This is a genomic window from Massilia sp. BSC265 (assembly GCF_000740675.1).
Lineage (GTDB): Bacteria > Pseudomonadota > Gammaproteobacteria > Burkholderiales > Burkholderiaceae_D > Telluria.
The window spans coordinates 249,469-262,508 of record NZ_JPXI01000039.1 but is presented as its reverse complement, the minus strand read 5'-3'; the positions used below and the strand labels follow the sequence as shown (position 1 = coordinate 262,508).

The 13,040-nt window shown below is 66.9% G+C and carries 10 protein-coding genes; 4 read left to right on the top strand and 6 right to left on the bottom strand.

The genetic code is table 11. The features are described 5' to 3' along the window. Positions 1-59 precede the first annotated feature (59 nt). A complete protein-coding gene (locus tag MA09_RS20050) occupies positions 60-374 on the top strand; it encodes an L-rhamnose mutarotase (RefSeq protein ID WP_036252516.1) in 315 nt (104 codons plus the stop codon). Positions 375-504: 130 nt separating this feature from the next. Here the strand turns inward: MA09_RS20050 and MA09_RS20045 are convergent, their stop codons facing one another. Both MA09_RS20045 and MA09_RS20040 read right to left on the bottom strand, forming a co-directional pair. After that, positions 505-1,416: an alpha/beta hydrolase gene (locus MA09_RS20045; protein ID WP_229440791.1), complete on the bottom strand. Its 912-nt coding sequence runs from the start codon at positions 1,414-1,416 to the stop codon at positions 505-507. 44 nt (positions 1,417-1,460) lie between these two features. Continuing rightward, positions 1,461-2,810: a hypothetical protein gene (locus tag MA09_RS20040; protein ID WP_036252368.1), complete on the bottom strand. Its 1,350-nt coding sequence runs from the start codon at positions 2,808-2,810 to the stop codon at positions 1,461-1,463. Between the two features lie 155 nt (positions 2,811-2,965). Between MA09_RS20040 and MA09_RS20035 the strand changes: the two genes are divergently transcribed. The 3 genes from MA09_RS20035 to MA09_RS20025 are packed head-to-tail and all read left to right on the top strand — an operon-like array spanning position 2,966 to position 6,747. Continuing rightward, positions 2,966-4,630 (top strand): rhamnogalacturonan acetylesterase, encoded by a 1,665-nt coding sequence (locus tag MA09_RS20035; RefSeq protein WP_036252366.1) that lies wholly within the window; start codon positions 2,966-2,968, stop codon positions 4,628-4,630. Next, the gene (locus tag MA09_RS20030; RefSeq protein WP_036252364.1) at positions 4,630-5,310 is read left to right on the top strand and encodes a DUF6250 domain-containing protein; all 681 of its coding nucleotides are present in this window, start codon (positions 4,630-4,632) and stop codon (positions 5,308-5,310) included. Before MA09_RS20035 ends, MA09_RS20030 begins: the two co-directional genes overlap by 1 nt. Before the next feature lie 15 nt (positions 5,311-5,325). Next, a complete protein-coding gene (locus MA09_RS20025; protein ID WP_036252362.1) occupies positions 5,326-6,747 on the top strand; it encodes a glycoside hydrolase family 105 protein in 1,422 nt (473 codons plus the stop codon). Between the two features lie 48 nt (positions 6,748-6,795). Here MA09_RS20025 and MA09_RS20020 read toward each other — a convergent pair whose 3' ends face one another. From MA09_RS20020 to MA09_RS20005, 4 genes are read right to left on the bottom strand one after another with little or no spacing between them, the layout of a single operon-like run. Next, positions 6,796-7,764 (bottom strand): glycoside hydrolase family 43 protein, encoded by a 969-nt coding sequence (locus MA09_RS20020; RefSeq protein ID WP_036252360.1) that lies wholly within the window; start codon positions 7,762-7,764, stop codon positions 6,796-6,798. Further along, entirely contained in the window at positions 7,761-9,074 is a 1,314-nt protein-coding gene (locus MA09_RS20015) for a GDSL-type esterase/lipase family protein (protein WP_036252358.1), read from the bottom strand. Before MA09_RS20015 ends, MA09_RS20020 begins: the two co-directional genes overlap by 4 nt. A gap of 10 nt (positions 9,075-9,084) precedes the next feature. Further along, positions 9,085-11,793, bottom strand: a complete 2,709-nt coding sequence (locus tag MA09_RS20010; protein WP_036252356.1) for a hypothetical protein — start codon at positions 11,791-11,793, stop codon at positions 9,085-9,087. A 3-nt stretch (positions 11,794-11,796) separates the two neighbouring features. Further along, positions 11,797-13,029, bottom strand: coding sequence for a DUF4861 family protein (locus MA09_RS20005; protein ID WP_036252355.1), 1,233 nt, complete (start codon positions 13,027-13,029; stop codon positions 11,797-11,799). Positions 13,030-13,040: the final 11 nt, after the last annotated feature.

Sequence of the window (13,040 nt, the reverse complement as noted above, 5' to 3'; positions counted from 1 at the left end):
CCTGGTTGTGGCGCCTCTTCGGAGGCGCCTTTTTTTGTTGAGCAGGAGAAGACATGAGCATTACCACAAGAGCGTTTCGCATGAAGCTCAAGGCGGGCAACGAGGAAGCGTACCGCCGCCGGCATGACGAGATCTGGCCGGACCTGGCCGAGCTGCTGAGCGGGGCAGGTATCCACGACTATTCGATCTTCCTGGATGAAGAGACGCTGGACCTGTTTGCGGTCATGAAGCTGCATCCGGGGCACCAGCTGGGGCCGTTACCCGATCATCCGGTAATGAAGCGCTGGTGGGATTACATGGCGGACCTGATGGAAGTCGAACCGGGGAACCGGCCGAAGGAATGGCCATTGAAGCAGGTGTTCCACCTCGCATGATTCGTTCTATAGCCGTAGGGTGGGCGGCTTTGCCGCCCACGCGTTCAACCAACATTCGCGTACTGAACCGGCTTTCCTGGTCCGCTGCGTGGAGTTGAACGCGTGGGCAGGAAACCTGCCCACCCTACGATTATTTTGCCTGGTCGAGCAGCCCACGCGCTCGCAACCACTCCTCCGCCCTGCGCGGCCAGATCGACGCCGTCCCCAGCCCGTCCCGCATCCCCATCCCGTGCGATCCCTGCTCGAACAGATACATCTCCGCCGGCACCTTGGCCCGCGTGAGCGCCTGGTAGAACAGGATGCTGTTCTCGACCGGCACCGCCTGGTCGGCCTGGGTATGGATCAAGAGCGTCGGCGGGGTTTGCGGCGTCACCTGGCGCTCGGGAGACATCAGCTCGACGTCCGCCGCCTTCGGCGAGCCACCCAGCAAGGCCTTGCGCGAACCGGCGTGCACCGCCGGCCCCTCCATGGCGATCACCGGATACATCAGCATCAGGAAGTCCGGCCGTGCGCTTACCTTGTCCAGTTCCGCTCCGGTGCGCCCGAGCGGATGGTCGTACAGGGTGCCCGCGGTGGCGGCAAGGTGTCCGCCCGCCGAGCTCCCCATCACGCCGATGCGGTCGGGCTGCACCTTGAAGCGTGCCGCCTGCGAGCGTACCAGGCGCACCGCCCGCAGCACGTCGCGCAGCGGGGCCGGGTGGCCGAATTCCTGCTGGCGGTAGGTCAGGACAAAGCTGGTGATGCCCAGGGTGCCGAGCCAGTGCGCGTATTGCTCGCCCTCGCGCCGGGTCGACTGGCGCACATAGCCGCCGCCCGGGCAAATGATGACGGCGGTGCCGTTGGGGCGGTCCACCGCCGCCGGGTACACGGTCAGCGTCGGCTCGGTGATGTTGGTGGTGCGGCCATCCTCGTCGACCCGGTTCGGCCCGAGTTCGGGCCTTGCGCCCGGCACGCCCTCAGGCCATAAGGGAATCACGGCGGGCCCTGCGCCGAACGCTGGCGGCAAGGCCGTGGCCAACAGGCCGGCGCCGATTGCCTTCATCAGGTGTCTCCTGTCGAGCATGTCCATACCCCGATGATAACGCTTTACTGCTTGGCGCCGCGCTTCAGCCAGGCTTCCGGCACCGGCACCACGACGATGTTCATCGAGCGGCCGTCTTCCGACAGCATGGCCGACTGGATCTGGATCTTGGTGCCGTCGGCGTTGAAGGTCGGGTGTGGGTGGTCGGCGGCGGTGGTCTTGTGGCCGGTGGTCAGCAGCATCATTTCGCGGTTGCGGCGGTCGATCAGGTAGACGCTGCGGCTGAAGTCGTCGCCCACGGCGAAGCGGCCGTCGCTGGAGCCGTGCACGTGCCACAGGCCGCTGCCGGAATCGGTCTGTCCGACGATCTGCATCTGGCGGGTGCGCAGGTTGACGATCGCCAGGCCGGTCGGCTTCTCGCGGGTACCGGTCTGTCCCCAGCCGTCGTCCTGGCCCGGGTTGGCGCCGCCGACGTCGGTGGCCGGTGCGTCCACGGCTTTGGCAGCGCCGGGGATGGCGCGGTGACCCATGATGGCCATCGCCACTTCATCCTTCGAGATCACCGCCTCGTGCGTCACCCATTCGTACGGCGCTTCCGGGTAAAGCGGGCGCAGGCCGCTGCCGTCCGCCTTGACGGTCCAGGTGCGCTGCGGCGACTTGCCGCCGGTCTCCCAGCAGAACACGATCTCGCCCGGGTTCCACAGGTTGGCCTGGATGTGGCCCACCTGGAAGGGCACCGACACCACATGCTTCACTTCGCCGGTGCGCACGTTCAGGCGTGCGATGCCCTGCGGGCCGGCACCCATCTTGCGGGGGCCGAAGGCCGGTTCGATCTTGGTGCCGGGCGCCAGGTGCCTGGCTGCCTGGCCCGGACCGACCTTGAAGTAGACCCACTCTTCGTCCGCGTCGAGTGCCAGGTCGCCGCCGGCTTCCAGCTCGGCGGGCAGGTTGGCGGCCACGCGCTGGTAGCTGGCCGCCGCTTGCATGCGGCCCGCGGCGCTGTCGGCAAAGACCCGCGCCAGGTCGGTTTCGACGATCTGCAGTCCCGTGTCCGCCTTGCGCATGTAGTACAGCTTCATCGACTTCTGCGCGAGGTTGAGCATGCCGGTGTAACCGCCTTCGGTCACCTGCACGAGATCCCCGGTCGCTTCGTTCACCGCCACGGCTTCGTTACCGGCCAGGCGCGAGCGGAACACCAGCCATTTGCCGTCGGCGGTCCATTGCGGGTGGGTCGGGTAGATCTTGGAGTCGCCGTGCGGCTTGCTGGTCAGGAAAGTCAGCATGGTGCCGGTGACCGGATCCTTGACCACCTTGCGCTCGGACGGAAAGCGTTTGCCGATCTGGGCGGAGGCGTCGAAGCTCAGCGTAAGGGCTGCGGCGAGGCAGAAGATGGTGGGGGCGAAGCGGAATTGCATGATGGTGTCTCCGAATTGTGGTGTTGTCCGCTCATTCTCCCAGCAGGTGTTGCTCAGATCTAATCATTTTATTGATTCTTTCTGCGTCATGACTGCCGGGTTTGGCAGTGGCGCATAGAATCAAGGCAAAGCCAAAACACATGGAGACCCCGTCAATGTCCTTCCTGAGCACCTTGATCCGTGCCGGCGCGATGCTGTTGCTGGCTTGCGGCGTGGCGCAGGCCCAAATCCCGCCGGCAGCCGTCGATACCGATCCGGCGCGCGCCCAGGTGAAGCTGCCCGAGCCCGCCAATCCTGCACTGCCGTCGATCATCCTGATCGGCGACTCGACCGTGCGCAACGGCCATGACGACGGCCAGGGCAAGGGCGCGGAAGGACAGTGGGGATGGGGTAATCCGCTGGCAGCCTACTTCGACCCGGCCAAGGTGAACGTCGTCAACCGCGCGGTCGGCGGCCTGTCCAGCCGTACCTACGTCACCTCCGGCCACTGGGAGCGTACCCTGGCCTTGGTGAAGCCGGGCGACATCGTCCTGATGCAGTTCGGTCATAACGACGCCTCCCCGATCAACGACGACAAGCGGGCACGCGGCACCATCAAGGGCATCGGCAACGAATCCCAGGACATCGACAACATGCTGACCGGGAAGCGCGAGACCGTGTACAGCTACGGCTGGTACCTGCGCAAGTTCATCGCCGAGATCCGCGCCAAGGGCGCGACGCCGGTGGTCGTTTCGCCCATCCCGCGCAAGCTCTGGAACGAGGAAGGACCGGATGCCGGCAAGATCCGCCGCGGCAAGGGCGACTACGCCGGCTGGGCTGCGGAAGTGGCGCGCCTGGAAAAGGTGGGCTTCATCGACCTGAACGAGATGGCGGCGCGCCGCTATGACGAAATGGGCCGCGAGGCCGTGATGAAGATGTTTCCCATGACCGTGCCGGACGAGCGCGTCCATACCAACTGGGCCGGCGCCATGCTCAATGCGCAGCTGGTCGTCAGCGGCCTGAAAACCCTGGGCGACCCGCGCCTGGCATCCTTCTTGAAACCGGTCGAGGACGTGCGCCCGGTGGTCGATGCGCGCACGGTACGTGAAGAATCTCCACTGGACCCGAAGCTGCCGACCCTGTTCCTGGTGGGCGACTCGACCGTCAAGAGCGGCGGCCAGAACGGCGCCATCGGCTGGGGCGAGCGCATCGCGCAGTACTTCGATAGCCGGAGAATCAATGTGGTCAATGCCGCCATCGGCGGCCGCAGCAGCCGCACCTTCTTCACCGAAGGCCGTTGGGAGCGCGTGCTCGGCCAGATGAAGGGGGGCGACATGGTCATCATCCAGTTCGGCCACAACGACGGCGGCCGCATCGGCGACCCGGCCAACAAGAACCGTGCATCGGCACCCGGCGTCGGGCCGGAAACCGTCGAGGACACCACCCCTAGCGGCAGCAAGGAGCAGGTGCACAGCTACGGCTGGTACATGTCGCGCTACGTGGCGGATGCGAAGGCGAAGGGCGTGACGGTGGTCATTGCCTCGCCGATCCCGCACCGCGACAAGTGGCAGCAGGAGCGCGACTTCGCCAACTTCGCCGAATGGGGCAGGCAGGTGGCGCAGGCGGGCGGTGCCCACTTCATGGACCTGACCATGCTGGTGACCGATGGCTACCACAAGATCGGCGCGGAACGGGTCGACACCTTCTTTTCCGACGCGCGTACCCATACCAATGCCGCCGGCGCCGAATTCAATGCGCAGCGGGTGGTGGCGGGCCTGAAGGCAATGCCGGGCAATCCGCTGCGTCCTTGCTTTTCCGAGAAGGCAGCGGGCATCCAGTGATGAAGGCGCTGTTGGCAAGCATGCTGCTCGCAGCGGGCAGCGCACAGGCGGCCTGCGGGCATTGGGGCGAAAAGGGCGCCTTGCTCTACGAGGACAATTTTGACGGTCCGCTGAAGGGCTACGTCAGCGAATATGCGCGCAAGCCGGTCAACTTCATCGGCAACCGCGACGGCCGCCTGGTCATCGATGTCGACTCCGGCGCCACCGTCTGGCTCGACAAGCCGCTGTCCGGAGATATCCTGATCGCCTACACGCGCCGGGTGGTCGTGGACGGCGGGCCGAACGACCGGCTGTCGGACCTGAACCACTTCTGGATGGCCCGGGACCCGGCGCGGAAGCACCTGTTCACCCGCTCGGGCAAGTTCGAGGACTACGACGACCTGGACATGTACTATGCCGGCGTCGGCGGCAATTACAACAAGACCACCCGCCTGCGCCGCTACGGCGGCGGCGAGCGCGTGATGGTGGCGGAACGCCTGGGCCCCGAGTGGATGCTCGAGCCCAACCGCGACTACCGGGTGGAGATCGCCGTCTACCGCGGCTGCACCCGCATGCTGCTCGACGGCCGCGAAGTGTTTTCCTATCGCGACCCCCACCCCTTCACGCAGGGCTACACAGGATTTCGCACCACCTGGTCGCGCCACACGATCGATAACCTGACGATTCACCAGTTGAAATAAAAGGAGACACCCAAGATGAATTCCCCTATCCCGCGCCGTGCCTTGATCGGCCTGCTCGTTGCGAGCCTGTTCCCGGCCATGAGCACAATTGCGCAGGAAGCGCCTGCGGCCCAGGAAAAAGGTCCGGCAGCGGCCGACGCCATGCTGCACGCCCTTGACGTGAAATACCCGACCCGCTACAAGCCGATGGAAGCCAACGAGGTCAAGGCCGTCCTCGACCGGGTGTTCGCCTACCTGGACCGCACCACGCCGGCCGAACTGATCCACAAGGGCGACAATTCGCGGATCACCGACCTGAGCAAGGCCGAACCGGACGCGGTACTGAAGCCGGGCGACTTCCGCCTGACCAGCTACGAATGGGGCGTTACCTACCTCGGCATGCTGGCTGCCGGCCAGGCCACCGGCGACCAGCGCTATACCGACTATACCTTGACGCGCCATGCGCTGCTGTCGCAGCTGACCAGGACCTACCTGCCGGTCGTGCAGGCGGACCGTGCCAACTCGCTGGCGCCGATCAAGAGCTTCCTGAATCCGCACGCGCTCGACGACGCCGGCGCCCTGTGCCACAGCTTCCTGAAGGCGAAGGTGGGCGGCTCGAAGGTCGATTACAGCCAGATGGTCGGCATCTGCGGCGACTTCGTCACCAAGCACGAGTACCGCCTGAAGGACGGCACGCTGGCCCGCGGCGGCCCGGACGGCAAGGGCGGCCGCAAGATGCGTCCGCTGCCGGACACGCTGTGGCTGGACGACATGTTCATGGGCGTGCCGACCATGGCCTACCTCGGCAAGGTCACGGGCGAGCGCAAGCACTACGACGACGCGGTCAACCAGGTGCTGCAGTTCTCGAAGCGCATGTTCAACCCGAAGCTGGGCATCTACATGCACGGCTACGTCGAGGGCATGCGCGACCATCCGGAGCTGCGCTGGGCGCGCGCCAACGGCTGGGCGGTGATGGCCATGGTCGAGGTACTGGAAGTGCTGCCGAAGGACCACAAGGGCTACAAGGCCGTGCTGGACCAGCTGCGCGCCCACATCAAGGGCCTGGCCGGCTACCAGACCAAGGACGGCTTCTGGCACCAGCTGATCGACCGCAACGACACCTATCAGGAGACCTCGGCTACCGCGATCTATACCTACGCGATCGCGCGGGCGGTCAACCGCGGCTACGTCGATGCGCAGATGTACGGCCCGATGGCGAACCTGGCCTGGAATGCGGTGGCAAGCAAGGTGACGGCGAACGGCCAGATCGACGGTATCTGCGTGGGTACCGGCATGGCCTTCGACCCGGCGTTTTACGCGTATCGCCCGACCAGCGTGAAGGCGGCGCACGGTTATGGCCCGACGCTGCTGGCCGGCGCCGAGATCATCGAGATGAACAAGAAGTACAAGTTCGGCTTGAACGACAGCGGCTTGATGTTCCAGGGCGCGCGTCAGTAATCCGGCGGTCTTGTAGGGCGGTCGGCTCCGCCGACCGTCCTACGGGTTCTATGGCCTCGCGGTCTTGATCTTATCGACGAGGTTCACCGGCACCGCAAACGCCGTCCCGTGCCGCACCCGCTGCTTCGTGCCGGCACCCGGGAAACGCAGCTTGCCCGTCACGTCTTCCCAGTTCACCATGTCGCGCGTGCGCAGCGCGCCGTAGTGGCCAGCCGTATAGGCGTCGTAGTACACGATCACCTCATCCCCGACCTGCAGCACACTCGGCCCTTCGCTCCACAGCCCGGACGGCGTGATCGGCGCACCCAGTGCCCCGAACGGACCCTCGAAGCTAGACGCCTGCGCCACCCGCAGGTGCTTCATCGGCGGATAACGGGTCTCGTCCTTCACCAGCAGCCAGTCCTTGCCGAAGGCGTGCGCCAGCGTTGCGTCGATCACCGAAAAACCCGGATCGTAGTACAGGCGGGTCGGCGTGAAGCTGACGAAGTCCCGCGTCGTGGTGGCATAGATGCGGTGGTTGTACTTGTCCTCGCTCTTGCCCTCGGTCTCCGGGAAGTGGCCCGGGATGGTGGACGACCACAGGATCAGGTAGTGGCCCTGTCTGGCATCGTAAAAGAGCTCGGGCGCCCAGGCGTTCAGCGCGGTCGGCTCGTGCCCCATCACCGGAATCTCGCGCTGGGGAGACCAGTTCAACAGGTCGGGCGAGGAGGCATGCCCGATGCCGCGGTCGTTCCAGCCGCTGGTCCAGACCATGTGGTACAGGCCGTCCGGCCCGCGTACCAGGCTCGGGTCGCGCATCAGCTTCGTGCCCACGGTCGGGGTGAGGAAGCTGGCGCCGCCGCCAAGCGCGTCCCACTGGTAGCCGTCGTTGCTGGCAGCCAGGTGCAGTCCGTCGGCGCCGTTGCCGATGAAGTAGGCGAACAGGTAGGCCTGCTTTTCCCCGCTGCGGACCAAAGGAGCGCAGCCGGCCAGCAGCGTCATACCTGCGAGCGCCCCCAGGGCGGCGCGCCGCTTCATTGCGCGCCCCCGGCGCTCGAGACCCGCACGTCGCGGTTGCCCTCGTCGCCTGCCGGGCGCTCGGCCTTGTGGCCCGGGCTCGGCGGCACGGCAAACGAGGCGACCGGATCGGGCCGCGCCGGATCGAAGGAGAAATCGTCCACCACATGCTGTGCGACCGGCAGCTTTGCCTGGCGCATGCCGAGCACGATGGCCTTGGCCAGCACGTAGCTGCCGTAGTTGTTGTGGTGGGTGTTGTCCAGGCGGTCCGGGGCGGGCAGGGCGAAAGCCGCCTTCGAGCCCTCGACGCCAAGCGCCGCGTACAGGGTCTGGCTCATCGCATGCAGGTCGATGAAGGGCACGCCCAGTTCCCCGGCCGACTGGCGCGCCGCTTCCGCGTAGTCGGTCAGGGTGAGCTGGATTCGACCTGCCGGGTCGAAGCGGCGGCGCTCCATGGACGAGACGATCACCGGCAGGCCGCCGCGCGCGCGCACCATCTCGACGTGGGTTTTGATCTCGGCCTTGTAGGTGGTGAAGGGGCCGCCCTTGCCGGAAGCGATCTGTTTCTGGTCGTTGTGCCCGTACTGCATCAGCAGCGTATCGCCCGGTTTCATCTGGGTCAGGATCTTGTCGATGCGCCTTTTTGAGAGCGAATCGCGGTAGGTCTCGCCCGACTGCGCGTAGTTGGCGACGGCGACCGATGGCTTGAGGAAGCGCGGCAGCATCTGGCCCCAGCTGTTGTAGGGCTCGCCCGGCTGGTCGCTGACGGTGGAGTCGCCGAGCAGGAACAGGGTCGGCACCTGTACCGGCGTGATTTCCACGGTACGCACCGCCGGGCGGGCGCCGTTGAATTCCAGGGTCAGGCGCTTGTCCCAGGCCCAGGCTTCGGACACCGTCTCGCGCGGGACGTTGAGTTTCACTTCGCCGGCGGCGACGCCGTTCACTGCCGGAATCTGCGGCGTGCGAACGTTGACGATGAAGCTGCGCTCCACTATCTGGCCGGGCGCGGTCTGCACGTTTTCCAGCGCCAGCCGGCGCAGTTCGGACTTGACGGTCGTGGTAGACGGCCGGGTGTCATCGCCCAGGGTCACGGTCACGCGGTAGTTCCCCTCCGGGAGGTCCACGGAAAAGTAGCTGCCTTGCGCGGCGCCCGGCTCGAAGCCGTAGCCGCGGCTGGCGTCGTAGGTGGTGCTGGCGGCGACCTGGGTGTAGCCGGCCGGGGCCGCGGCGCTGCCGAAGGCGAAGCGCCTGGCCTGCTCTGCCTGGGGGTGGGAAGCGCAGCCTGCCAGCAGGAGCGCGCCGATGGCGGCGCCAAGGATAGTCAGTTTCATGTTCGTCCTGTTATGACGCCGGCAGGGCGTCGCCGATCAGGGCCAGGTTCTGGATCGCGGCCAGGCCCCACTGGGCGGTTTCGTTGGTGGTCACCCATGGCACTTCGTTTACCGGATTGAGCACGGCGGGGCCGGCGATGCGTTTGGGCGCAAAGGGTGGATAAGGCCGGTTCCCGCCGCCGAACTCCTTCCAGGCGCGCCGCGCCAGTTCCGGGTCCTTGCGCTTCCAGGCCGCGTAGGCGGTCATACGCGAATTGCCCTGGTAGATGGCGTCGGTGCCGCCATGCGTCTTGCCCAGCCTGCGGCGCTGTTCTTCGGCAGGTGCGTTGTACAGTTCGCAGTACTCGAGCCAGGCCTTCTCGAACGCCTTGTCGCCGGTGAGATTGATCAGCTCGTCGAAGATCTCGACGGCGCCGAATACCGCGTTCAGGTGCGAGGCCTTGACGTCGCCGCCGGTCATGTTGTGCAGGCGCTTGGTTTCCAGTTCGTAGCCCATGCGTTCGGCGCTGAAGAAGCCGCGCGGCATGGCGGCGATGTCGCGCATGCCGGTGAGGATGTAGTCGCGGTACCTGGCGCTGCCGGTGCGCTCCCATTCGGTCAGCCAGTTGGCCGCCAATGATGCCCAGTCGGTACCGAAGCTGGCGCGCACCGGGAAGCGGCCCTTGGGCGGCTGGTTGGGGAGTTTACGGACCGGGTCGACCGCCTCCAGGCGCTGGTCGGCGTCGAGGGTTTCGCGCATCACGTCGCCGGTGCGTTCGTCGGCGGTCAGGAAGTAGTACATGCGGCGGTAGACCGCGGTGCTGATGCGCACCTGCTTGGCGCTGCAGCCCCAGTGCTGGACGTTGTGGCGCGTGCCGAGGCCCGCGAAACGGCCCAGGTGGTAGGTGTCGACGTCGCTGGTGTGGCGCACCATGGCTTCGCCGATGCGGAAGATGTCGGCGCGGCCGGTGCGCAGGAAGGAGTACCACAGCCACAGATCGGGCGAGAGCTCCGAGTTGGCCCAGGCATAGCCGCCGACGTCGTAGCGCCACTCGTGGCGGTCGGTATCGTAGGTGTGGCGGAAGTCGCCGTGGTCCCAGAAGCCGTACCAGCGGCGCTGTTCGGCCTCGTCGCGGTAGAAGTCGAAGTGAGCGCTGAGGCGGTCCTCGATAGCGGCCTTGGCCGGCGTGGAGCGGTCGGGCAGCGACCACATGTTGCCGAACACGCGGGTGGCGAGGATGTGGGCGGGCGCCGCCACCAGCTGCGGCGGCGTCTGAACCAGCGCCGCCATCTGCACCAGGCGCTCGCGCGCCGGGGTCGCGTCCAGTGCCCACAGGGTCAACTCGCTGCTGCGCGCGACGCCGACCGGGGTGCCGAAGCCTTTTTCGTAATCCTCGTAGGTGATGTCCAGTGCCTGCAACTCTTCGGCGTGGCTGTCCATGCCCATGCCGTCGTGGTAGAAGCGCAGGTCCATGGCAGGCGCGTCGGGCGACCACATCCAGAGCGTGACCTGGGCCGCATCCGTGTGCGCGTTGCGGATGTCGAGCTGGGTCGGGTGGCGCTGCCAGAAGTCGCGCAGGCCGAAGGCCACGCCGCCCCTGGCGCCGCCGATGTAGCCCAGGCCCGGCGCGCGCCGGCCCCAGGCCGCGTCGATCCAGCCATGGCCGGCCTTGGTGCGCTTGCGGATGCGGAAGCTGTCGGCGGACAGCTGCGACAGGCTGTAGTCGCCCCAGGCCGGAACGTAGTGCAGGTTCTTGCGCACGCGCTCGGCGATCTCGGGCGTCGCTAGGCCGGCCAGCTGGGCCTTGCGCACCGCTTCGCCGGGGTCGCGGCGCAGGCCGGTGAGGTTGCGCACGCCTTCGGCCCACAGGCCGCCCGACTCTCCGCCGAAGCGCACGTGGCGGTTGTGCGGCTCATCAAGCATCGGCACCTCGAAGCGCAGGCCGATCCCGCGCACGAAATCCTTCTGCTCGTCGCCGTCGAAGACAAAGGTGTGCATGATGCGCACCGATTCGGCGCCGGCGTAGAAATACAGGCGCACCGTAAAGGGCAGCCAGGCGCGGTTGGCGCCGAGCGCGCGGTGCATGCCTTCGAGCTTGACCACGCTGCGCACCGGGCCGCGCTGCTCGACCGTGACCTTGGCGAGCTGGCTTTCATAGGCCGTCTGGCGCGTTGTGCCCTGAGAGCCGTCCGGCTGGTCGTCGCTCAGCGCGACCAGCTTGCCGGCGCGCGCTATATCCTGGCTTCCACGCCGCATGCTGCGAATGATCTCGCCGCCCTGGCGCGGGACGACGCACTCGATGACGCCGGTATTCACGACGATGGCGTCCGGGCTTTCCTTGATCGCCAGTGCCTGGGCGGGGGCACGCGCTTTACCGGGCTTGAGCTGCAGGCGTCCCGGCATTGCACCCTGTGCCGGCAGGGCGTGGGCGGTCCACTTGAGCGAGCCGTCCGGCCAGTAGGCGATCGGCCAGCTCTGGCACGCCAGCTCGCCGTTGGGGCCGGAGAGGGAAAAGGCCTGGTCCTTGCGCAGCGCGCCCCGCGGCCAGGGCACGCCGAAAGTAGTGCCGGTCAGCAGGGAGGGAGCGCCTTCGAGCCAGGACAGGTCGGCAATCGTCGGGGAAGCGGGAGCGGCGGGAGCGGCGGCCACGCCGGCGGCCTTAGTGGCACCGATGCCGAGCGGCAGCGCCGCCGCCAGCGCACCAGTCTTGAAGAAGCTCCGGCGGGACAGCGGGGCCATCGGTCAGTTCCCTTTCGACAGGCTGATTGCAACCGGCGCACGCAGGCGTGCCGCCTCCTCGGCCACGTGACGCTGCCACTCGCGCTGGGTACTGAAGGGGCTGCCGCGGGTCCAGGCCGCGCCCACGTGGTAGCTGAGCGGCTGGCCGGAGGCCACCGGTGCGATCACCAGGCCATTGCGTTCGTCGGCGGCGAAGCTTGCAGCGGTCGGCACGATCACGGCCACGCCGAAGTCGCCGAAGCTGCGCTGCGTGACCCATTGCACCAGGCTGCCGTCGCTCTTGTTCTCGCTGAAGTCGACCTTCACTTCCTGGCCCTTGTCGCTGGGGCGCTTGTTCAGGCCCACGGCGGCGTTCAAGCTGGCCGGACCGGAGAACGTGAAGGTGCTGTCGATGCGGTCGAAGTAGCGGCCGGCGTCGACGGTGAAGCGCTTGACTTCCGAGACCTTGGTGCCGGCTGCATCCCAGCCGTCGTAGTGCAGCTCGAACACGGTGCGCACCGGGCCGTTGGCCAGGATCTTCCAGCTCTTGTAATTGGTGCCGACATACAGCTTTTGGCCGTCCCAGATGCCGGTGCCGCCCGCGCCGCGGGTCGGGCCGACGTTGTACATGTCGATGCCTTCGCCCTGGTCCACGTGGTAGTGGTCGTGGCCCTTGTTGTACCAGCGGTCGACGACCGGGTAGGGAACGCGCTTGAACCAGATGTCCAGGCCGCTGGTGACCAGTACTTCCTTGTCGCTGCCTGCGGGTGCAGGGGCGCCGAGGGCCGGGCCGTAGGTGCGGTGCGCCAGCTTGTCGTTCTCCCAGGCGAAGTCGTCGAGGCGTTCCTGCACGTAGCGCGCATAGGTCTTGGCCGGAAAGGGCGGCACGGTGGCGCCGGCTTTCTCGATGGTGACGACCGTGCGCTTCTCGCCCGGCTTGAACCCCACCTGGAACAGCAGCTCGCCATAGGCGGCGCCGGTCATCTTCGGATCCTTGCCGGTCGGGGCGATATTCGTCACCTGGTAGGGCAGGACGCGGCCGGCGGCATCCTTGACCACCAGCTGCTGGTTCAGCGCCTGCGGCAGGGCTTCGTTGACCTTGGCCCAGGGGATGGCGATGGTCTCGGCCGGACGGGCGATGTCGAGCGTATGGCTGACGGTGACGGTCAGGCGCTCGGCGGCATTGGCGGCACCGATGACACCGAGGGTGAACAGGGAGGCCGAGGCGATGGCGGTCAGGGAGATACGAGTGGTCATGTCGGATGCGC

Excerpts from the sequence above, each read along its gene's own strand:
- MA09_RS20045 (WP_229440791.1), bottom strand. The coding sequence starts at position 1,416 with ATGAAGGCAATCGGCGCCGGCCTGTTGGCCACGGCCTTGCCGCCAGCG.
- MA09_RS20040 (WP_036252368.1), bottom strand. The coding sequence starts at position 2,810 with ATGCAATTCCGCTTCGCCCCCACCATCTTCTGCCTCGCCGCAGCCCTT.
- MA09_RS20035 (WP_036252366.1), top strand. The coding sequence starts at position 2,966 with ATGTCCTTCCTGAGCACCTTGATCCGTGCCGGCGCGATGCTGTTGCTG.
- MA09_RS20030 (WP_036252364.1), top strand. The coding sequence starts at position 4,630 with ATGAAGGCGCTGTTGGCAAGCATGCTGCTCGCAGCGGGCAGCGCACAG.
- MA09_RS20025 (WP_036252362.1), top strand. The coding sequence starts at position 5,326 with ATGAATTCCCCTATCCCGCGCCGTGCCTTGATCGGCCTGCTCGTTGCG.
- MA09_RS20020 (WP_036252360.1), bottom strand. The coding sequence starts at position 7,764 with ATGAAGCGGCGCGCCGCCCTGGGGGCGCTCGCAGGTATGACGCTGCTG.
- MA09_RS20015 (WP_036252358.1), bottom strand. The coding sequence starts at position 9,074 with ATGAAACTGACTATCCTTGGCGCCGCCATCGGCGCGCTCCTGCTGGCA.
- MA09_RS20010 (WP_036252356.1), bottom strand. The coding sequence starts at position 11,793 with ATGGCCCCGCTGTCCCGCCGGAGCTTCTTCAAGACTGGTGCGCTGGCG.
- MA09_RS20005 (WP_036252355.1), bottom strand. The coding sequence starts at position 13,029 with ATGACCACTCGTATCTCCCTGACCGCCATCGCCTCGGCCTCCCTGTTC.